The following is a 21429-nucleotide window of genomic DNA, read 5'->3' as shown; positions in this document are numbered from 1 at the left end:
AGGGGGTTGGAGTTGGCCCCCACCAGGGACCACAGCTCATCGGCGATGAGGGCGGACAGGTCGCCGCCGGCGTCCATGATAAGGTCGTTGGCCACATCGGTGGCCCAGAAGATACCGGGGAGCAGCAGGTCATCGGGCATCCCCGAAGTATCCAGCACGATGTACTTGTTATCTAGGTCGATGTCGTTCCGCTGGCCCATGGCGGAGGCGGAGCCGGTCACATACCGGGCCAGCACTACAGCCAGATGCTTGGTGTCGGGATTTTTGGAAAGGACTTCATACCAGTCCGGCAGAATAGGCATCTCCACAAAAGCGCCGTTTTCATCGGTGATGGTGCCGTTGTCGAAGGTAATCCCGTACCGCCGGTAGCACTCTACCAGGGAGGAATCCAGGTGGTTTTTATCTTCATCGGAGAGGTCCCGTTTTTGCAGCGAGTACCAGATAATCAGCCGGGAAATCTTGTCGGCCAGGACAGAATCGTCCCGGGCGGCCATGTCACGAAGTCCGGCGTAGCTGTCCAGGGATTTTCTCCGGATGGCCATGATGTTGGGGCAGTCTTTGGAGGACGGCGACAGCCGCAGGTACAGACCGCCCAGCAGCTCGCACAGGGGCCGGAACTCATGGCCCTTCTTAGGCACGATGAAAATGACCCGCTTGCCCTGTTGGCGCAGCCGCCCGCCCAGGCACTGGAGGGTGAAGGTCTTGCCCGCCCCGGAGGAGCCGCCAATCCAGCAGTTGCCGTTGGTGTACTTATAAATCCAGGAACACCGGGGAGCGGTTGTAGAGGTTGAGGCCCAGGAAAATGCCGTTGCGGTCGCTCAGCTCATAGGAGGCGAAGGGAAAGGCCGCCGCCACTCCGCTTGTCAGGGCGTTGCGCCGGGATTTTCGTTCCACATCCGGGTCCAGAGCCAGCAGCGGGAGCATGGAGAGAAAAGCCTGCTCATTCTTGTAGTCGCACCGCCGGGCAATCATGTCAATGGAGACGCACAGCTTCTCCACCGCCGTCACCCGCTGCTCCAGCGTTTCAGCGTCCTCCGCTGTGACCTCGATGAGGGTGTGCATGTAATAAAAATCTTCTCCTTGCCGATTGATAGCGTCCTTCAGGTAGAGGCCGGAGCTGATGGCGCTGTCCAGCTCCTCGAAGTCCTGGCGGGTGTCCCCCACGTCCCGCATTCGGGAGCGGTTGACCATGGTGGTCTGGGCGATCTTGGACAGGATTTTTTCCTTGGGCTGGCGTTTGAAAATAAAGCTGAGGTTGACCCCTTCCCCAGCCTCCACAAGCGGGGCCAGCCAGCAGGAACCCACGGTGGTGGAGTAGCCGTAGCCGGCAACGTAGAGATAGGCATGAAAAATGCCGTCCACTACAATGTAGTCCCGGCTTTTAGTGTCGATGGTGGTGGGGGAGAGAATGTCCAGGATGGTGGTGGAGCCGGCCTCCAGCTCGGTAAGGTCGGGCTTCTCCTCGCCCATAATCAGGCGTTTGAGAGAAAAAGGCTGGTCATTTTTCTTTTTTGGGGACTGTGCCTTTTTCTTTTGCTTCACAGGCGTTTTTTTCGTTTTCTTCTGCATTATGTTACTCCTTAATATAACGATTAAGGCTTTTCGGGCCTTGAATCAGATAGGATAATATGATATAGTTTTAGAAAATGAAACAGTGATAAATCAAAATTTAAATAGGGCAGTAGGTGGAAAGAGGTAATGCAATGAAGTACCTGATGAAATATTTCATAGATTTTATAGTATTGGTTTTCCTGTATGTTTTCGTCTTTTTCAGGAAATGGAAGGCCCAAGGTAGAGATAGTCTGCTTGTCAATACCCTCATGTACGCATATCTCTCTCTGGTACTCTATTTTACTATGATGCCGGTGGTCGTATCTATCCCATTCATACTGGACCATCCCTATAAACCCATGAATTTGGTGCCATTTATTGATGTTTCTTTGGGAAGAGGGGATTTTTTTAGACAAGTGTTCTTGAACATTGTCATGACTTTGCCTTTTGGCTTTCTGTTTCCGCTGACCCGGGACAAAAAGGCCAAATTCGGTGTGACGGTGTTTTTCTGCTTTATGATGAGTCTGGGCATTGAACTGTTACAACCATTTTTTGACCGCTCCTCAGATATCACGGATTTAATCACGAACATTATCGGCGGAGCGCTGGGCTATGGCCTTTATACTATTTTTAAGCCGATCACCTTTTGGATATTGAAACGATTGAAAGACAGATGACAAAGCTATTTTCAGTAAATTTTAGTTTATTGGGCGGATGTCAGTATCGGACAGCCGCCTTTTTCACGCCCATTACTCATAAATCCCGTGGATAGCAGTGGTCATGTCAAAGACACCCTCGGGCAGCTTGACCCGCTGGCTGGTGCGTTTGTTTATGATCTCATACAGCAGCTTCAGGATGAAGTCGTCCGAAAATCTAGGCTCCAGCACCTCATTCAGCCGCTGGATGATGGCGGAGACGCTGTGGCCTTTGGATTTCATGTTGGCCTCGTACTGGAAAATGAGGAAAAAGCGGTGCCGGATAGCGTCGCTGGCTACTCCCTCGCCGATTTGAGTGATGTTGTCCTCGATCATCTCCCGGCAGCACTCGTTGTCCTCCGCCGACCCATACTCCCGCATCCGGTCCACATAGGCGGCGGTGTCGGCGGGGAGAGTGCGGGCCTCCAGCTGTAAGCTGTCTGGGGCAATCTTCAAATAGGCCGCATAGCTGGAAATGATGTTTTGCCGATCATTGGGGGATTTGAGGTAAATATTGACCGGCAGCACCTCTAAAATCTTGATAAAACGGTTATCCCGGGTGATGACTACTCCATTGATGATATTTTTAATCGGCAGCCAGGCCTGGATACTGTCCCGCCAGGCCCCACCCCCGGCGGTCTTGACGCCGCCGCCGAAAATCAGTTCTTTGATGTTCAATTTGTACACTCCCCTCGGTAAAAAATCAGGCGGCGGTTTTTCCGCCAGCGCCACCAGCAGCCCAGCCACCGGGTCAGGCTGTCATCGCTGATGCCGATGAGCCCAAAGCCGCCCACAGGCACAACAAGCGTCAGCGTGACCATGATCTTGGGTGTCAGGGCCAGTGGAAGCAGGACGACGCACAGGTACAGGATGGGAAGGGTGAGCAGGACGGCTTCGACCATATTCCTGATCTCAAACAGGCCCATCACCCGGCCGGCGTCAGTAAAATTGGTGGGGATATAGTAGGTCTCATTCATCGGTCACGCCCTCCTCTCTCTGGAGCAGGCGGCCCTTGTGGACCGTAAAGCTCCGTTCTAACGCGCTGAGCCGTTCACGCCGCCGGAGGATCACAGCGTCCACGGCGTCGCCCAGCTTGTCCTCCAGGCGGGGCGTGGGGGAAATCTCTCCCAGTTCCGCCCGGCTGATGTACTGGTTGGACAGCCCAGAGGCCGCCGACATCTCCGACAGCGGGATTTCGTACCGCAGGCGCAGCGCCCGCAGATTTGTTTTTCGATTCAAGCTACCTTCCTCCCCTCATGGAGACAGGACCCAGAACGGCCCGCCGGCGGAACCAACCTTGCGGCTGGCCTCGCCGGTAACGATTCTCAGGTCCCATTCCTTGTTGCTTCTCTTGACGCTGGCCGGGTCGGCTACCAGGAGCTTGCCGTCCTCGGTGACGCCCCGCAGGACGATAAAATGTCCGCTGTTGGTAAAGTGGCCCTTGGACATGATGGCGATAACCAGCTTACCCTCTTGCAGGGCCTCCACCAGCTTTTTCCCATCCCGGCCAATGCTGGTCACGGTCAGGCCGTAGTGCCGTCCTCCGTTGGGAATCAGGCTGTGATAGCTCCCGCTGCCCTCACAGAGCCCGCCGTTCGCCACCGACCACTGGGCCACGTCATAGGGGGTGACCTTGTTGCCGGTCAGGGAGGCCACGGCGATGGCAAGGGCCGTGGGGCCGCAGCCTGCCCGGCCGATGGTGCTGGTCTTGCCGTAGGGCTTATTCCCCCACCGGGCGTCCGTCTGATTGTAGTAGACCACAGGGACTCAGCGTTAGTAAAGGTGATGTCGCCGTAGTCGGTGCCGTAGTATCCAGAGCCGTCTGTGTCGCCAACGGTCACCCGCTGGTCCTCCGCCATGACGGAGTAGAGCAGCGTGGCCCAGTCCTTCTCCGCCTGGGAGAAGCCCAGCCGGGTCATGTACGCCTCGGGAGTCAGGTCCCAGACGGAGATGTTCAGCACCCGGTCGGTAATGGAGGCGGAGTAGTCCAGTTTGCCGTAGAGCAGGTCCTCCAGGGCGCCGTCATCCATAAGGCTCAGGTCCTGTTTGTACCGGACGGAGCCGATGGCGATAAGCCAGTTTTGATTGATCCCGCCCGAGGTATCATTCACCTTATATTCATCGTAGTCCGCCACTCCGTCCGTCCAGAAATTGGGCAGGATACTGTTGACCAGACGATCCAGCGCCGATTGATTCTTCTGTGTGATGTTCTGGTATGCGCTGCTCAGCCGCCGGGCGGAGGCGGTAAAGTCTGCCACGCCCTGATTTGTCGCGCTGGCGAAACCGAAAATTGTATTGGGCAGCGCCGTGAAAATCAGCATGGGCAGGAGCAGCAGTGCGGCCAGAATGCCGGAGATCATTTTGGGCAGAACGTACGTGCTTTTTGTACTATACACTGGTTGGACCTCCTTCCCGTTTGGTCTGTCGTGTGGGCTTCTGTTTCGATGGCCCGCCGCCCAGCTTCTGGCCCGGCAGTGTGCGGGATCCTGGCGCGGTTCCTGCCATGCCGGGGCGTGGAACGGAGCCGCCGCCCTTCACCGGGGGCTTGTCCTTCTTGGAGACCCGGCGTTGTTCCTGCTGTGCCGGACTGGAGCTCTGCGCTCCAGACGTGGGCGTGGCGGGTGTCGGGGGCATGTTCCTGCTATGCCGGGGTTCGGAGGCGGGCGGTCTCCGGGTACTGCGTGTTCCTGCTGTGCCGGGCTGAGAGCCGGGCGCAGTTGTCCCGGACAATTTGGTAGATGGAGGCTTCGCCGTTCCTGCTGTGCCGGGGTGGGAGGCGGAGCCGCCGCCTTTCATCGGGGGCCTGTCCTTCCCGGGGACCCGGCGCTGTTCCTGCTGTGCCGGGCTGGAGCTCTGCGCCCCTGATGTGGGCGTGGCAGGTAGCGGGGGCGCATTCCTGCTGTGCCGGGGTTCAGCGGCAGGAGGACGCTGTGTGTTGCGGGTCCCCATTCCTGCTGCGCCGGGTTGAGAGCCAGGAGTTCCCATCCCAGGCTTTCCACTTGTTGGCGGCATCCCGGTTCCTGCTGTACCGGACTGAGAAATTTCCATTTTCTGAGAGGTTTTGGAGAATATACCGCCAAAACCAGCGCCTCGGGGTGTGCCGCTGGGCCTTCCCCCGAACGTGCCGCCACCGCGAGGCGTATCCGTTTTTGCACCAGCGCCGCCAAAGCCGCTGTGAGTATCGCTAGAGCTACCACCAAAACCTCCGCTGCGGGGAGTACCCTCGCCGGTAAAGCCGCCGCCCCTCGGGGTGTCCTTGGAGAAACCGCCTCCCTGACCCCCGGTGAAGCCGCCGCCTCTGCTGGGGGCGCTGCCGGTAAAGCCGCCGCCCTGGGGACCGTGAAAGCCAGTGAATCCGCTGGAAGAAGTGGATTTTTCCTCTGTTTTGCTCTGACTGTCGGGCGACGTGACATAGCTGGAACCCCGGCGAGTACCAGGCTGCACCGACGTTTTCCTGCTGGACCGGTCCGGACGGAATGTACCGCCGGGGCCAGTTCTCTGACCGCCGGATGTGCGTTCCTGCCCTGCCGTTTGATGTTGGCCGCCGGTTTGCGATTGGGATGTGTTCTGTTGGGATGTGTGCCGGTTTTGTTCCTGCTGAGTGTTGGACTGCTGTTCCTGCCGTGTGTCGGTCTGGCTGGTTTGAGTCCGGCCTCCGCCATAGCGGGGGCCAGCTGCCGCACCGCCGATTCCTCCCACAGCCGCGCCAACCGCAGTGCCGCCGATCCCGCCGACAGCGCCAGCCGCGCCTTTTCCTATGCCGGCACTCTTGCCAACCCCCGCCGCCGCTTTTCCGGTCAGGCCCAGAGCGCCGCCGATCCCGTTTGCCGCCCCCTTCGTCACCATGGACAGGGCGGTGCGGAATACGGTGTAGGCGATTACGCCGGGGAGACTGGACTTGTTTCCAGTGATGGCTGGATTCAGGCCGATCCGGGTGATAATTTCGTCCGCCTTTTTCGCCACCTTGACGATGCTGACGATCAGCACCATCCACAGGAACACGTCTGGAAAGCTGGGGACAGTGGACACCACCGACAGCAGCATTTTGAAAAAGACGATGTTGGTGGCCATGAGAAAGCACATACTGCCGAACATCCGGCACCAGCCGGAGAAAATCTCCGATGTGCTCTTACTGCCACCCATAGCAAAAGCCAGCGGGGCCATGACGGTGAGCATAGCCAGCACCATGTACCGCTCTGCCACCTCCAGCAGCAGGGAGAACACCATGAACATGGTGATAAGGTCGAAGATGATGACCAGCAGCCAGGAGGCGGTAAAGACACCAAAGACGCTGCCGTCCACCAGCTGGACATGGATGGCGTCCGGGACATCCAGCAGGGCAATCACTTTGCTGGTGATACCCAGAACGATTTCACAGATCTGAGGGCTGGCCAGCAGGAGGAAGCCAAACACAAAAGTCCGGGCGAAGAGCAGTTTGGGGTCCTCCCCCTCGAAGCCCAGCCCGGCGGCCATGCTCCGCAGGGCCTGGAACACCAGGTTCCCCAGCAGCAGCGCCCAGCCTACCGCCAAAATGATTTGCTGTATGTCCCCCATGACGGGGATGTGGGTCTTGATGTAGGCAAAATCCAGGCTCATGACGTTCAGCAGTGAGGAGGAAAAGTAGTTCCAAATGTCCAGAATCAGACCGTAGACCCACTCAAAGAAGCCTTGAAAAAGAAATTCCAGCAGCGCGACCACCCCCTTTATGCCACTGTGTATTTGTTACTTTCATAAATTTATGGTGTAAGAGTTGCCAGACCGCTGAACAGCGGGGTGACATAGGCGATAAAGGCCCCAATGCCGTTGATAATCATCCAGGCGATCCAGATGCGCTTGAGCCAGTCCCAGGCCTGGTCCACCTTGTGCTGGTTGTTGGACAGCTTGGATCCCACCACCGCCACGGCGGACATCAGACCGGCCAGGACAGTGCTGACGCCGGCGATTTTGCCATAGACATCCACAATGATCCGGTTGGCGACCGTCCACATATCGTCCAGGGCGAAAGCGGGCGTCACCATGCAGGCGCACAGCACCACCACAGCCATCGTCTGGACGTAGTACCTGGGGAGCCGGGGGCCGAAGCGGTCCCAAAAGTTTTGTTTCTTCAACGAAAATCCCCCTTTGCAAACCGAGGAGAACGTGATATAGTTATCTCTCGGTGATTAAAATGATTTTTGTATGCGATATGTGCCATTTTATTTTCAGCCGCACCGCCGAGCCGGAGCAGTGTCCTGACTGCGGGAAGTACGCTGTCCGTTCGGCAAACGAGGCGGAGCGGCAGGAGTACGAGGAACATCTGAAGGAGTTCCAGGAGGCGGAACATGGCTGAACTCTCTCAGCGTGAACGAATCACGCAGTATGCGCAGGATACCTTTGGAACAGAAGCCGAATACCTGTGGGGGGATATTCCTGACGGCGCCGTTTTCCGTCACCCCGCCAGTAGAAAATGGTACGCCCTCATTATGGGGGTATCCCGAAGCCGGCTTGGTCTTCCAGGAGAGAAAATTACCGATGTTCTGACCGTGAAATGCGGTCCGATCCTGTCCGGCTCTCTGTTGACAGAGCCTGGTTTTCTTCCCGCCTACCACATGAACAAAACCAACTGGATATCCGTTCTGCTGGATGAAACTGTCCCCGATGAAAAAATATTCCCGCTGTTAGATCTGAGTTATGACAGTGTTGCGCCAAAACGCAGAAAAAAGTCCTCGCTGACAACGGAAGGAGGTTCCGTATGAGCATCGTGATAAATCTGTACTATACCGGAGAAAACGGAAGCGCCCGCAAATTTGCGGAAGAGATGGAGCGCGGTGGGACAGCTGATTTGATCCGCCAGGAGAGCGGAAATGAGCGGTACACCTACTTCTTTCCTATGAATGATCCCGAGACAGTTTTGTTGATCGACATCTGGAAAGACCAAGCTTCTATTGACCAGCACCACGCTTCTCCGATGATGGAAACGATTGCGCAGCTTCGGGAAAAGTACGATCTGCATATGCGGGCAGAACGGTATGTTACAGACGGTGACGGGATTCCCCCTGTCGATTCACAGTTTATCAGGCATTAAATTTGGAGGGACGGCCCAGGTGGGCCGTCCCTATTTTCAGCTTAATAGCCGGTTTTGGGGAGGATGGGAACGTAAGTGGGTGTCAGCTTGCGGATGACGGTGAGCCAGGTAGCCTGGGCGGTCTGCCAGGTCCCCTGGTACTTGCCGCCTGCGTCGGCTCGGTTAATCAGCTGGTAACCGTTGGCCACCGTACCGCTGACGGTGACGGTCAAAGTGGGATTGGCCACCGACTGGAAGCCCACGGGCACCTTGCCAAAGTCCAAATACACATCAGTGACATACTCCCCAGCCTGCATGGGGATAGCGTTCAGGCTGAAGGAGTAGTTACTGCTGGTGATAAGATTGGACGCCAGCACCTGGTAGGCCCCGGAGTAATTGGTCTTGTAGAGAATCCGGTAATTGAGCCGGGCGCTGTAGGTTCCGGTGGTGAAAATAGTCGCTCGGGCCGCGTCGGTGGGAATGCAGTCATGCCAGTAGTAGGATTCAAGCGGTACGTTGCTGGTGTTGGCCACGGTGAAGTCATAGCGCATCTGGCTCCCGGCCAGGACCTCGGCGTTGCCCCGTTTGGTGATGGTCACGCCCAGGTTGGAGGGCTTGTCGTAGTCGCTTACCTTGATGATTTGGCCGGAATACTCCAGCGTCTCATCAAAGGTCTTGCCGCTGACCTGCCAGTAGGCCGGGGCGGTCACTTCGACGATCTTGTACCGGCCCAGGGGCAGGGGCTTGGAGGCCGCTACACCTCGGGCGTCCGTGGTGATGTAGTCCACCACCCGGCCAGAGCGGGCCTCGCTGATCTCGTACACAGCACCCTGGAGGGGAGCGCCGGCGGGGGTCCCGGTGACCTCGTTGTACTCGGCGGCGTACTTGTAAATCTGGAACTGGCCGGTGATGGGAGTATTTTCCCACTCGATTTCCACCGTTTTCCCCGGCTGGACATAGACAGTCTTATACTCCTTGTCCAGCTCATAGCCGGGTGCGGCCTCCAATTCACGGATGAACAGCTTGCCCTTGCCCTGTACGGTCAAATCGTCGATATAAATGTAGCCGTTGTCGTCCGTGGCATACTCCCCAATGGGATTCTTGTTGGAATCGTAGACCAGGAATTTCACGTTATAAATCCCCAGGCCGGTCACGCTGTCGATCTTGTGCAGGATAATACCGCTGAATGGGGCATTGGTCACGGTCAGGGTAGTCGTCTTGCCGTCCTGGATGGTGAAGTAGTGGGGAGTGCTGTCAATTTTGAAGCCCTCCGCCGCCTCGACCTCCACACAGTAGTAATCGCCCTCGTCCAGGGAGACATGGACCCGGCCACGGTCCCCGGTGGTCACGGTGTCCACCAGAGCGCCATCCATCTTCCGAATCTCAAAGGTGACGCCCTTGATCCGCTGGGACTTGTCCGCTTCGGATACCTTGATCAGCTCCAAGCCGCCCACAGGAGTGTTGTAAAACTTCAAGGTCTGAGCGTCACCCACCTTGATCTGGATGCTCTTGGGGCTGGTGTCGAGCACATAACCGTCCAGGCCCCGGATTTCTTTCGCAATGATGGTCACACCGGGCTCCAGGCCCTCAATTACAATCCGGCCATTTTCATCGGTGGTGTACTCGCCGTTGTTGGCCCCCAAAACCTTGCCATTGGACTCAGTGACCAGGAACGTCACGCCTTTCAGCGGAGTGGTGGTTCCGGTGATATACTTCTCAATAATCAACCGGGTCTTGGGGGCGTTCTCAAACGTGAGATCATTGCCGCCGTTGGTTCCGCCGCCAGTGCTGGTGTTTCCGCCTGGATTGGCCGTACCGCCAGTGGTTCCGCCGCTGCTCACGGAATTGGAACCATTTTTCACAATAATGGTCTGGGGTGTGCTGTTGAGAACGTAACCGCTGGGGACTTTGGTTTCCACAACCACGATGGTACTGCCAGGCACGAGGCCGGTGACTGTCACAGTCCCATCCTTGCCGGTGGTGTAGCGGCCCAGCACAGTCCCGTTGCCGTCCTTGACCGTGAATTCGGTTCCCGGTACAGGCTTTCCGGTAACGGAATCTTTTTTCGTAATCGTGAGAGAGCACAGAGGTTCGTTGAGGAAAGTTAAAGTTTGTGTGTCCATGGGGTTGACCGTGACCGTCTGCGTCTGGGTGTTCTGGTCAATCACATAGCCGGGGGCTGGTTTGACCTCTTTGGCAACGATAGTGCCCGTCACGCCGGAAATCCGAATTTCACCTTTGTCATCGGTGGTATAGAGGCCGTTGCTGCTCAAATGGCCGTTGTCGTTATCAACGTACCCACCGTTGGCATACGTCACTTGGAATTGTGCGCCGGGAATAAAATTGCCGGTTACACTGTCTTTCTTTTGAATCACCAGCGTACCGGCCCGCTTGTTCCAAAACGTCAACTGCTGGACTTCACCACCCTTAATAAGAATATCCTGGGGCGTTCCGTCCAGCACAAAGCCCTCCACGGTCTTGATCTCTCTGGCAATCACCGTAGTTCCGGGCTCAATGCCTTCCAGGACGATTTCACCGGCTTTATCCGTGAAATACACCCCATCGTCCGGGCCGACAGCGGCACCGGAGCCGTCCACCACCTTGAAGCACACGCCGCTCAAAGGCTCGTTTTCGGTTCCCTCGATGAATTTCCGAATTATTAAGGTTGTACCCGGTTGGTTGTCAAAAATCAGGCTGTTGGAAATGCCGGACTTCACCACAATGCTCTTGGGTGTCTCATCGAGGATGTAACCTGTAGGTGCTCTGGTTTCAAACACCATGATGGTACTGCCAGGCTCCAGTCCGGAGACAATCACTGTGCCGTCCGTTCCGGTTTTGTAGATGCCATTGGTGGGACCAACCGCGTGACCTTCACTGTCCCGGACAATAAATTCAGCGTTTGCCAAAGGCTTGCGGGTCACAGCGTCCCGTTTCGTGATGGTCAATGTGGCCTTGGGGGTGTTGGTGATAATGATCGTCTGCGTGTCTCCGTTGGGGCCGATGACCACGTTGGTGCTGGGGCTGTCCATGACGTAACCGTCCGGGGCTTTGATTTCAGACAGTACATAGGCTCCCGGAGCGAGATTGCTGATCCGGATTTCACCTTGGGAATCGGTAGTAAAAATGCCGTTGGAAGTCAAAGTAGCGGTGCCGATCACGCCGTCCAGGCCTACTTCACAGCCTGCAGCGGTGGTCACCCGGAACTGAGCGCCGTGCAAGACCTGGTTGGTCTGACTGTCCCGTTTCTGGATGATCAGTTTTCCTCGGGGCTGGTTTTTCATGGTCACCGTGACCGTTTTTCCTGCCTGAATCACAATGGTCTGAGACTGGGTATCAATGAGGAATCCCGCCGGGGCTTTTGTCTCGGTAATGACCACGCTCCGGCCAGGGGTCAGGCCCTCGATCCGCACCTCGCCATTTTCGTCCGAACGGTAAACGCCGTTGCTGTCGCCAATGAGGCTGCCGTCCGAGTAGGCCACCTTGAACTCTGCGTTTGCCAGCGTGACGCTGGGATTGACGCTGCACACCTTCCGAATGAGCAGGGAGCCGGTGGGCTGGTTGCGGAACTCCAGGGTCTTTGTCTCGTTGGACTCGATCTTGACCGTCTGGGGCACATCGTCCAAAATGTAGCCGGGTCTGGTCCGGGTCTCCTTGACCACCAGTGTGGTCCCCGGCATGATGTCGGATACCAGGATGGTGCCTGCGCTGTCGGTAGTGAAGTATCCGTTGGAATTGCCCACAACAGCACCGTCGCTGTTGGTAACATAGAACTGGATGTCGCTCAAAGGCTCACCGGTCACACTGTCCACCTTCTTAATGAGGACAGCGCCGTATTTGCTGTTGGTAAAGGTGAGCGTGATGCAGTCCTGCTCCTTGCCGCTGATGTAGGCCGTCTGGGGTGCGGTATCCATAACGTAGCCGTGGGGTGCGGAAATTTCCTCGCAGACATACGTTCCAGCGTCCAGGCCGGTGATCACGATATTTCCGTTGCTGGAGGTCGCATATTCCCCAATGATGGTGCCGCCGCTGCCGGAGGTACCGCCCAGGTAGCGGACCCGGAACCAGGCGTTCGCCAGAGGAGCGCCGGTATCCGAATCAATTTTCCGGATGACCAGGGCAGACTTTGGGATGTTCTCAAAGGTCACTTCCACGGAGGTGTCGTGCTCGATATAGATGGTCTGCTCGGAGGGCTCTTTGAGCATGAACCCTGCCGACGGCTCCACCTCGATGATTTTGTACCAGCCCGTGTCCAGGTTGTCCAGGTGGATGATTCCGTTTTCATCGGAGTAATAGTAGCTGTTGGTCAGCTGCTGGTAGGTGCCGTTTTGGTTCTTGTCCTTGGACACCCAGATCTCAAATTTAGCGCCCTTGATTCCGTCTCCGACGATAGAATCCACCTTGTAGATGGTGAGGCCGGGCTTCTTTTCGTTCTCGATGCTGACTTCGGTGGTCTTGCCGGGCCGCAGGTAGACCTCGTGGGGTGTGGTGTCCAGAATGTACCCTGCCGGGGCCTGTTTTTCCGTGATGATGTAATATCCTTCGGTGAGGTGCTTCTGCGGCACGGTGATTGTTCCGTCCGCGCCCACAGGGAAGTCACCGATCTTCACGCCGGCCTTGGTCTTGACCTCAAAAATAGCGCCGGTCAGGTGCTTGCCGTTGATGTCCACCTTCACGATTTTCAGGGTGGGCCGCTGGTAGTTCTGGAACTCCACCTGGGTCTCCTTGTTGGGGAACAGGGTCACGGTCTGGGGCGTGGTGTCCAGAATGTAATTCTCCGGGACGCTCTGCTCGGTGACGGTATAGACGCCGGGCAGGAGGTCGGTAATGACGATTTTTCCATCCGGCCCCGTGGGCTTGGTGGTGATGGTGGGGCCGTCCGCGCCCCGCAGCGTAAAGGTCACGCCGGGAACCGGATCGCCTGTGTCCTTATCCGTTTTGCTGATGATCAGGCTGGGCCGCTTGTCGTTGCTCAGCCGCAGCTCCGCAGTCTTGCCGGGAGACAGCTCCACATGATATTCGGTGGTGTCCAGGATGTGGTCGGGCAACGTGGCGGTCTCCACAACGGAGTAAATTCCCGGCTCCAGGCCCTCCACCAGAATCTCGCCGCCGTTTGCCGTGGTCCGATCAATGGAGTGGCTGGCGTCTCCAATGGGGGTGATCTTAAAGGTCACGCCGTCCAGAGCAGTTCCGTCCGCGCTGGTTTTGATCAGCCGCAGACCGGGCTTTTTTGTATTCGTGAACACAAATTCAGCGGTGTCGTTGACTCGCAGGTGGATGATGCGCTGGGCGTTGTCCACCACATAGCCGGGGCACTCCAGCTCCGTTACCTCGTAGGAGCCGGCGGGGAGATTGCTCAGGTCGATCTCGCCATTTCCGTCCGTGACAAACTCCTGGGGGCCGTAGCTGCCGTCGATGGCCCGGATGCTGAACTTCACACCAGGAATGGTTTTGGACGGGTCAGAGCTGTCAACCTTCACCAGCTTCATGCCGGGCTTGGTATCATTGAAGAAAAACAGCTCCTTAATGCCGCAGCCAGCAGTCAGCTCGATCTCCTGGGGAGCGGTGTCCTTGATGTGGCTGTCGTCCCCGGTGTCCACCTCGACTGCACGATAGGTGCCCGGCTCGATGCCGGTCAGCAGAATCTCACCGCTGGCGTTTGTCTCATAATGCCCCAGAGAAACGCCGTCCCGGAAAATCTCAAAGGTGACGTTCGTCATGGGCCGGTGGCTCTGCCGGTCATATTTCACGATCTTCAATCCGACCTTCGCCAGATTTTTGAAGACGAGGGGCCCGGCGGGGATGGGGTTGCCGTTGGCGTCCAGCTCCAGCTTGATTTGCTGGACCTCGGTGGTGGGCTCGTAGTTGGGGGGCGGGACCAATTCCGTTACAGCGTACTCACCGGGCTTGATATACTTCCCGGACGCCTCAGTGGGGTCCCACCACTGCACGCTCTCCAGCACGCCGTTTTCATCGGTGTCAAACTCATACACTCCGTTGGTGACGGAGCTGAACTTGAAGGTGGCGGGGCCGACGCCGGTGTTGGTCAGCGCGTCCCGCTTGAACAGAAGGGCTTTCCCAGGCTCAGGAATGCCGCCATTTTCAATGCCGCTCGCGGGGCCGACCTGGACCGCGCCCGCCGCCGTGCTGTTCTCTGGGGCCTTGCAGGTCACGGTGAAGGGGGAGGCCAGCGGAGTACAGCCGGCGGGGGCCTTTGTCTCCTTGACGTACAGGGTCACAGAGCCACCATCCTCCACAATGTTGGGGACGGAGGTGCTGGCTGTGCCGTCAGTGCCGGTGGTCATTACGGCCAGGGGTGTGCCGCTGCAAGAGGAATCCGCATAGACAGAGAACTCCGCGCCGGCCAGGGGCCGCTTGTCCGCAGCAGCGATCTTCTTGAGCTTCAGGTAGACGGGTTTCTTCTCGGTAATAGTAGTGCCGTTGGTAAAGGTCACCTTAGAGGCTCCGCCGCTGCTGGTGAATTTCTTGGCGGACATATCGGCGGTTCCGCCGGTGCCGGTGATATCGGTCAGATAGGTGGGGTCGTCCTCTGTGACCTCAAACCGGAACGAGGAATCGGCCTCAAAAATGATTCGAATCGTTTCATTGCCTTTCAGTGTGAATCGCAAGCTATTTCCGTTATTAACAACTTGTCTTGTGCAATCTACACCATTTTTTGATGCAGTAAAGCCGGTGGGGCTACCAGCTATATACCTTACTGTAAAACCCCATTCATCACTGTTTGATAAACCTGTCCCAATCCTCTTGGTAACTTCTAAATAGGGGCGATCTGGTTGGTCGCTTTCAAAGTTGAAGGGACTAAAGATATGTAGACCAAAAGAGCGCCGTTCGGAGAAAATGGTATCCCGGATAGGCCGGGGATACTGGATGGTATCCACATAGCTGTCACACTCCCGGAAACCGTTAGTGGAGTGCAGCTCCTCACCGGTGGGAGTGCCGTCCCCATTGAGCGGATATTCGAGGAACTGCTGATCCTTGCCCTGCCGCATCCAGCGGGCCATGTTCACCATGGTGGACGCCTGATCCCAAATTAAATTTCCTTTGACCTGGGATTCATTATTGTAAATGGTGTAGGCCATCATCTCCCGCAGCGTGTAGGCCCGGCGCACACCGTCAGGGTCCCTAAAGACACCACCTGTTTCTACAATGACCCGGTACTTGGTGCGCAGATTGCCGTCCGCGTCATGGACATACTCAGACCAACGCTCCATGGCTTCGTCCTTGCTCCAACCAGTAACATCTCCGCCAGCACCGTTGTCTGTTTCACTCAACCGGCCCAGAAGATAAAGGAACGCATCATTGGCCTTGTAAACTTTGTAAAGGTTGCCGGGAGTAACAGACTCAGCGTCAGTGCCCCACATGGAGGTGTAATCGCCATCTCTCCAGCCAGAGGACCAGGAGCTGGAGTTACAGTGGAACATCTGCTCCTTCTGTTGGTCGGTAATGCCCGTTTCCTTTTGGAACTCATCCGCAGTGGTCACCCAGCGTTTGTTGTGACCGGCGGTAGCATCGTAGGAATAGACACCCTGGGGCACAGATGAGCCGGCCATAAGCTGGGCGGCATCCGCACCTTTTCCGTTGTACTGCATGGCACAGGAGTTGTACCAGGTGATGTCACTCCGGCACTTGTCGGCGGACCATACGTCCGATCCATTCCTGTTCCAGACTATGTTGAGGGGTGTGCCGACAACGTGCCAAGTACTGTAATCGTTGGTATTAAGGTCGGTAACAACACCATTCGGAAATTCAATCAGGGTAAAGCGCAAAAATGTCCGCTCCGCGTCAGTGCGCCAGTCTACATTGGAGGTAGTGGGTTTCTTGCCGCCGGGGCTGCCAGGGTTATAGGCCCCGACACCTCCGGTGGGGTCGCTGGCGCTTACCTTAGAGGGGGCGTGCTTGACCGTCTGCGGGCAGAACCTTGTAAGCGTCACGCTGGGGTCGGCGCTGTAGGCCTGGTCAACGGAAAAGGGCAGGTCATAGCTGAGATTACTCAGGCTGTCGCCCGCCGTTTCGTACTCAGCCCATGCCTCATACTTCTGGTAGGTCACCCCGTCCAGAGTATAACTGTGCAGCTGGGCGGGGTCTCCCTTGGCCCGGCTGACGCTCACCATCTGACCGGACTGGCGCACCACCAGCGTCTCAACGCCAGCCATAGACTCCTTCTGGAGATGGGCCAGCTGTTCGGCCAGAGCGTAGGAACCGGGAATGACATACTCAAATCGGGTCAGGCGGGAGTTGAACAGCCTGCTGCCGTCCGACTCATAGGCAATGCTGGGAATCACATCGGGCAGATTGACCAAGACACTGTCCTTATCTACCCAGCCGATGCCGTCCAAGTTTGCACCTGTCCAGCCGCCGTTCTGATAGCCGATCTTGATCCGGTCGCCGCTGTTGTCCTCCAATAAGGCGAAAGGAGTTGCGGTTGGGAGCGTCGCAACCGGGACGTTGCCGCCCTCGGTCTTGTAGACGGTGAAAGGCTTGTCACCGCCGTTCCAGGCGGTAGCACCAGCCACGTTCAACTCGAAGCTGCCCGTGGGCGCATAAAGGTTGGAGTTGTCCGAGGTGCCGGCGGCAAAGGCGGAGACTGGGAGCATACCAGCGGCCATAATGACAGCCAGCAGACCAGAAACTGCCCGTTTCCAATGGGATTTCATACATTTCAGCATTGAAATTTCCTCCTTATAACGGATTTTTGGTATGAAAAAGGACCGCACAGAGTTGTGCAGTCCTTGCGGATGATTCTTTGCTTGTAATTGGGGCTGTTCATGCGGGGAATCGGTGGTTTTATGTGCATTTTTTCTCCTTAGCTGTTATTTGCAAACCATGCCTCTACACTATTCCCAGTGTAGGAGACGCTTTCAGGGTAGCGGGTCCAGCCTTCTAAACGATAAATCTGGTTTTCACCCCGATAACTATCCAGATTATCCATGTTGCTATAAGTACTCTGACGGTCTGGCCATTGGATAGTTTCGCCCGCATTACCATCTGTGATGTAAAACGAGTTTGTATCGCTGGGTGATTCCAAGGCGACTACAATATGCCAGACCTTACCGCTGCTATTGCGTACATAGACCAGAATATCTCCAGGCCTAATTTGAGAGAGATCATCCAGCCTACGACCAAGGTTAGCAGTGTCTCCGAAGATGAGAGAACTTACCATGCTGGCATATGCTCCACAAGCGTAAGTATTACTGACGTGATAGTTGCGCATGATCTGTCCACTGGCTGTGCTGGGTATTTCGTTCTTGTGAGTGCCTGGGGTTTTGTTTGTCCCCCAGACAGTACCGGTTGGCCAGTCCTTTTCAATTTGGCGAAGTAGCTCCAGCACATTTTCCTCGGTAATGGGCTTGCCATTAGTCAGATAACCGTCTCCGATACCCTGCGAAGCCGTGTGAGAGTTTCCTGCCATACCATTCAGCGCCCGATAGATCAGAACTGCAATGTTTCCCCGGGTGATGGTGGGGCCGGTGGTCGCTTCAACTGGGAGCAGTCCCAGTTCGACCGCCTTATCACAAGCGGTGGCGTAGCTCCACTGGCTGGCCGGGCAGTCCAGATACCGGAGCATGACGGTGCAGGCCGCAGCTGGGGTCACCGGGTCACTGGGGCCAAATTGTTTGTTGCCATAGCCGGCCATCAGCTTTTTCTCGGCACAGTAACCGGCATAGGGCATAGCCCACTCAGGAACATCGGTGAAGGGACAGATGGTGCGGTAATAGGCGGCATTCCTGCCCATATCCCCGGTATCATCGGAGAGCCGGGTCAGGATTACAGCCAGCTCCGCCCGGGTCAGGCCGGAACCGAGATTCAGATTGCCGTTCTGGTCACCGGTCAGGATACCGTTTTCTTTCAGCCAGGCCGCCGCCGTTTCCTGCTCGGACTGAACAGCCAGGGCGGGGACAGCCAGTGACAGTGTCAGTGCGGCACACAGCAGCAAGGTCAAGATCCGTTTCATATTTTGCACTCCTTTCAGCACCCAAAATCAACTTGTTTCTTCCTTCTGATTTGAGCATAGTACGGAATCTGGACTCTGTCAAAGGATTATTTTAAATCCCTTTGCCGATATTTTGAACCTTGCCGTATTTGTTGAATTTCGGCCGTTTCACCTCCGCTTTTCACGGGGTTTCGCCGCAAAAGGTTATTTGTAAACCTTTTATGAACGGACTTCCACGGCCTGGACCACCACACGGCTCTCGGGGTGGTCGGCCAGGCAAGTGGTGAGGGTGAGCCGGTTGTCGGAGGTGGCCTGAAGGTAGCTCCAGTCGGTGTTGGAGATGGTTTTCACCAGTGTGACCGCATAGGTCCGGGTGCCGTACATGGTGGTGTAGGTGATGGTGTCGCCCTGCTTCAGATTTTTGATTGCGCCAATGGCGTACTTGGTCCCCCGGTTGTGGCCGCACGCTCCCACGTTGCCATCCCAGGCGGAGGTGGAGCTGTAATGCCCCAGGCCCTTCCTCATGCTGGCGTTGGTCTCGCCCTCCCACAGCTTCATGTCGATTTTCAGCGAGGGAATCTTGATGGTGCCGATATGGCCGTCCTTGTAGGCCATGCCCTCCGCGCTGGTGTAGGCGGGCGGCTGGTAGGTGGGTATGGTGGGGACAGTGGGTGTGGGAGTGACAGCGGAGCCCGGCTTACCGGCCTCCACCAGCTCGGTGATGGGGCCTCCCCCGGCCACACCGTAGCCGCCCCCGCCCGTCGCCACCGTCTGTTGGAGGCCGGGGAGTATGGTGCGCTCCATCACGCCGGTCATGGTGGTGCTCTGAAGGCCGTACTCCAGCTCGGGGACCTGGTAGTCCACCACATTCCTGCCGCCGTAGTTGTACTGACTGCCGTAAATGTCCTCATAGCTGGTGCTCTTGTAGTAGTCCTGGGGGGCGGTGGTCTCAAAGGAGTAGTCCGCCGCCGCATAGGCGGAGGGGGCCAAGACCAGCAGAGCCATAACGGGCAGGATCGCTTTGCTCAGAATTTTCCAGGGTTTCATCTCGTCTCCTCCTCTTCAGATTCGTCCTCCGGTTCCTCCTGGAGCTGCCGCAGCGCCCGGCGGGAGCGGAACAACAGCACCCCCAGGGTAGCGATTGTCCCAGCCCCCAGAACGCCCAGGGCATAGGGCAGGACCTTTCCGGGCAGGCCGGAGGCCCGGTCAACAATGATACCAGGCGTCTCGGTTTCTGTCCCCAGGTAGGTCACCTTATAGGTGACGCTCTCCACATCGTTCCGGGTGACCTCGCCCACATAGTCGGCGGAGGTGATGTACCCAGTGGCGACCTTGTGGTAGCTCTTACCGGAGTAGGTGGCTACGGCCTGATAAGAGGCCGGGGCCAGGGCATCCCCCACCAGGTCAGTGCCAATGATCTGCCAGTCCACGTTGGACAGGTTCAGCGTCACCCCGTCCTTGACAGTGGTGGCCGGGACGTAGGACATATCGTTGCGGTCCAGCGGCCCGATGGTCTTGGTGGCGGTGACGGTCTTGGCCTTGCTGGCATAGCCGGAGGCCTCGGTGCGAATGGCAGTGTGATCCAGGGTCAGGACGCCGGAATAGGTGCCGTCATCATAGTCCAGCGTGGTCGCCAGCTGTTCCAGGATCTTGCTCAGGTCCTTGGTGCCGGTCTCCAGGGTCACCGTCTCGGTGTGGTACTTGCGGTCCGACACCTGATTCTCCTCCTTCACGATCTCCGCGAAGGTATAGCGGTAGCCCTCCTGCTCGAAGGGCTCCTCAATGAGCTGCTGGGGGTCGGCCCCGGGGGACAGGGTGTAGGTCTTGATGAGCTGCTGGCTCCCGTTGAGGTTCTGGATGGTGGTATCGGTGGGTACCTCCAAGGCGCAGGCGTTGGTCACCAGCGCCGCCGCCAGCAGCAGACAGGCGAGCAGTCGTTTCATGTCTGGGTCCTCCTTCTCCAGAAAAATACCGCACCGGACAATGCCAGCGCGGCCGCCAGGGTGATGGGTACAATGGGTTTCATTTGGGTTCCTCCTTGACGATATATTCTACTGCGTACTCCGGGTGATCCCAGAGCGACGCCAGCAGTCTGAGTGAGTGCTCCAGCGCTTTTTCGGTGTCACGCTTTTGGCGCTTCACAAAGGCGTGCAGGAGCAGATAGTCCCCGTTGGGACAGGGGGTGAAGATGACCCGCACCACCACCCGGCCCTTCTCCCGGAGCTCATAGAGGCTTTGATACTTTTCAATGGAGAAGTGCTTGTAGTGGGGCTCTTTCAGTTCCGGGAGGGGCGTCTGGGAGAGATAAAAAATCTGCCGGACCAGCTTGTCCCGCAGCTTGGGCTCCAGCCCCTCAATGAACTCCGCCGCCTGGGCAGGACTATCCGGGGGCTTATAAATTTTAATACGATCCATGTTCTCATCCTCCGTTATGTATTTTCTGCCAGACGTTTCAAGTAAGTCAGAAAGTCCTCGGCAAACAACTCCGCAAAAGCCGGGCTGCCGCTGATCCACCACACCGGGTCGGGCAGGGAGCGGTAAATGCTGTCGTATTGCAGGCAGATCAGCAGGAATTTCTGCCTGGGATCGGCCTGCTCGGCCGTGTGGAAAATCTGGGCTATGGTCTCCTGGACGTTCTCGTAGTCCTGATAATAGTCGCACAGATCATCAAAAAACTGGCCGGCGAATATGCTGCTAAATACGGCCATAGCGTCCCGTTCCAGGGAGCCGTCCTCGGTGGTCAGGCCCATGCGCCGCAATCGCTGAGTGGCGGAGTCCTCAAAGGGACTGTGGGCCCGTTGGTAGTTGTTCATATCGTTGTCACCTCCTCCAAGGCATGAAAATAGCCTGGGCCGCAGAAGCGGCGCCAGGCTGTACAGCATGGTTCAATCTTCAGTTGTGTTGTCCTGTGTGTGAGGCGGCAGCTCCTCGGGCTGAGAGGCGGCTACCGTCTCAATCACCTGTGTGACCACGGCATTCAACTGGGCAGCATTCTGAGAGGTAATCACAGGCTGGCCAGAATCCGCTTCAATCGCTTGCCGGGCCTGCCCCGCAATTCTCCCACCGCGCCGGGCAACCTCTTTATTTTCTGCAAAGCCCTTTGGCTGCTGTCCCTTAGAAGCTGTATTCATAAGCGTTTGAGCAGCGTGTGGAAATGAGAAATTATAACCATAGCCTCAGCAGAGGAAACG

General features: G+C 57.0%; 18 protein-coding genes and 1 pseudogene. 4 read left to right on the top strand and 15 right to left on the bottom strand.

What is annotated here, in order from left to right; genetic code table 11:
* Window positions 1-638 (bottom strand): annotated as a pseudogene (locus D1646_RS23170) (hypothetical protein); the annotation flags it as partial.
* 112 nt (window positions 639-750) lie between these two features.
* On the bottom strand, window positions 751-1569 hold the full coding sequence (locus tag D1646_RS23165; protein WP_243154097.1) for a hypothetical protein: 819 nt from the start codon (window positions 1567-1569) through the stop codon (window positions 751-753).
* A 134-nt stretch (window positions 1570-1703) separates the two neighbouring features.
* Here D1646_RS23165 and D1646_RS09280 point away from each other — a divergent pair, with 134 nt between their 5' ends.
* Window positions 1704-2228 (top strand): VanZ family protein, encoded by a 525-nt coding sequence (locus tag D1646_RS09280; protein WP_160572322.1) that lies wholly within the window; start codon window positions 1704-1706, stop codon window positions 2226-2228.
* Window positions 2229-2300: 72 nt separating this feature from the next.
* Here D1646_RS09280 and D1646_RS09275 read toward each other — a convergent pair whose 3' ends face one another.
* Genes D1646_RS09275 through D1646_RS09245 form a run of 7 tightly spaced genes read right to left on the bottom strand, consistent with a single transcriptional unit; the run spans window position 2301 to window position 7354 of the window.
* A complete protein-coding gene (locus D1646_RS09275) occupies window positions 2301-2924 on the bottom strand; it encodes a hypothetical protein (protein ID WP_160636197.1) in 624 nt (207 codons plus the stop codon).
* A complete protein-coding gene (locus D1646_RS09270; protein WP_160636196.1) occupies window positions 2921-3223 on the bottom strand; it encodes a hypothetical protein in 303 nt (100 codons plus the stop codon). The genes D1646_RS09275 and D1646_RS09270 overlap by 4 nt, the downstream gene beginning before the upstream one ends.
* On the bottom strand, window positions 3216-3485 hold the full coding sequence (locus tag D1646_RS09265) for a helix-turn-helix transcriptional regulator (protein ID WP_160636195.1): 270 nt from the start codon (window positions 3483-3485) through the stop codon (window positions 3216-3218). The genes D1646_RS09270 and D1646_RS09265 overlap by 8 nt, the downstream gene beginning before the upstream one ends.
* A gap of 15 nt (window positions 3486-3500) precedes the next feature.
* A complete protein-coding gene (locus D1646_RS09260; RefSeq protein WP_160636194.1) occupies window positions 3501-4007 on the bottom strand; it encodes a C39 family peptidase in 507 nt (168 codons plus the stop codon).
* On the bottom strand, window positions 3890-4642 hold the full coding sequence (locus D1646_RS09255; protein WP_160636193.1) for a hypothetical protein: 753 nt from the start codon (window positions 4640-4642) through the stop codon (window positions 3890-3892). The genes D1646_RS09260 and D1646_RS09255 overlap by 118 nt, the downstream gene beginning before the upstream one ends.
* Complete coding sequence (locus D1646_RS09250) at window positions 4635-6944, bottom strand: hypothetical protein (RefSeq protein WP_160636192.1); 2310 nt, start codon at window positions 6942-6944, stop codon at window positions 4635-4637. The genes D1646_RS09255 and D1646_RS09250 overlap by 8 nt, the downstream gene beginning before the upstream one ends.
* 38 nt (window positions 6945-6982) lie before the next feature.
* The gene (locus D1646_RS09245; RefSeq protein WP_243154096.1) at window positions 6983-7354 is read right to left on the bottom strand and encodes a hypothetical protein; all 372 of its coding nucleotides are present in this window, start codon (window positions 7352-7354) and stop codon (window positions 6983-6985) included.
* Between the two features lie 59 nt (window positions 7355-7413).
* Here D1646_RS09245 and D1646_RS22670 point away from each other — a divergent pair, with 59 nt between their 5' ends.
* Genes D1646_RS22670 through D1646_RS09235 form a run of 3 tightly spaced genes read left to right on the top strand, consistent with a single transcriptional unit; the run spans window position 7414 to window position 8310 of the window.
* Entirely contained in the window at window positions 7414-7575 is a 162-nt protein-coding gene (locus tag D1646_RS22670) for a hypothetical protein (protein ID WP_201754618.1), read from the top strand.
* Window positions 7568-7981 (top strand): MmcQ/YjbR family DNA-binding protein, encoded by a 414-nt coding sequence (locus D1646_RS09240; protein WP_160636191.1) that lies wholly within the window; start codon window positions 7568-7570, stop codon window positions 7979-7981. Before D1646_RS22670 ends, D1646_RS09240 begins: the two co-directional genes overlap by 8 nt.
* Window positions 7978-8310 (top strand): antibiotic biosynthesis monooxygenase, encoded by a 333-nt coding sequence (locus tag D1646_RS09235; protein WP_160636190.1) that lies wholly within the window; start codon window positions 7978-7980, stop codon window positions 8308-8310. Before D1646_RS09240 ends, D1646_RS09235 begins: the two co-directional genes overlap by 4 nt.
* Window positions 8311-8351: 41 nt before the next feature.
* Here D1646_RS09235 and D1646_RS09230 read toward each other — a convergent pair whose 3' ends face one another.
* The 6 genes from D1646_RS09230 to D1646_RS09205 all read right to left on the bottom strand — a co-directional run bounded on the left by D1646_RS09230 (window position 8352) and on the right by D1646_RS09205 (window position 21051).
* Window positions 8352-16973 (bottom strand): SpaA isopeptide-forming pilin-related protein, encoded by an 8622-nt coding sequence (locus D1646_RS09230; RefSeq protein ID WP_160636189.1) that lies wholly within the window; start codon window positions 16971-16973, stop codon window positions 8352-8354.
* A gap of 137 nt (window positions 16974-17110) precedes the next feature.
* Window positions 17111-18259, bottom strand: a complete 1149-nt coding sequence (locus D1646_RS09225) for an S-layer homology domain-containing protein (protein WP_160636188.1) — start codon at window positions 18257-18259, stop codon at window positions 17111-17113.
* 198 nt (window positions 18260-18457) lie between these two features.
* Window positions 18458-19285, bottom strand: a complete 828-nt coding sequence (locus D1646_RS09220; RefSeq protein WP_160636187.1) for a class D sortase — start codon at window positions 19283-19285, stop codon at window positions 18458-18460.
* The gene (locus D1646_RS09215) at window positions 19282-20181 is read right to left on the bottom strand and encodes a hypothetical protein (RefSeq protein ID WP_160636186.1); all 900 of its coding nucleotides are present in this window, start codon (window positions 20179-20181) and stop codon (window positions 19282-19284) included. Before D1646_RS09215 ends, D1646_RS09220 begins: the two co-directional genes overlap by 4 nt.
* A gap of 79 nt (window positions 20182-20260) precedes the next feature.
* Window positions 20261-20653 (bottom strand): type II toxin-antitoxin system RelE/ParE family toxin, encoded by a 393-nt coding sequence (locus D1646_RS09210; RefSeq protein ID WP_160636185.1) that lies wholly within the window; start codon window positions 20651-20653, stop codon window positions 20261-20263.
* Between the two features lie 14 nt (window positions 20654-20667).
* Window positions 20668-21051: a hypothetical protein gene (locus D1646_RS09205; protein WP_160636184.1), complete on the bottom strand. Its 384-nt coding sequence runs from the start codon at window positions 21049-21051 to the stop codon at window positions 20668-20670.
* Window positions 21052-21429 lie beyond the last annotated feature (378 nt).

This window comes from Pseudoflavonifractor sp. 60 (assembly GCF_009911645.1).
GTDB lineage: Bacteria > Bacillota > Clostridia > Oscillospirales > Oscillospiraceae > Lawsonibacter.
This window is presented reverse-complemented; position numbering and strand designations above follow the sequence as displayed.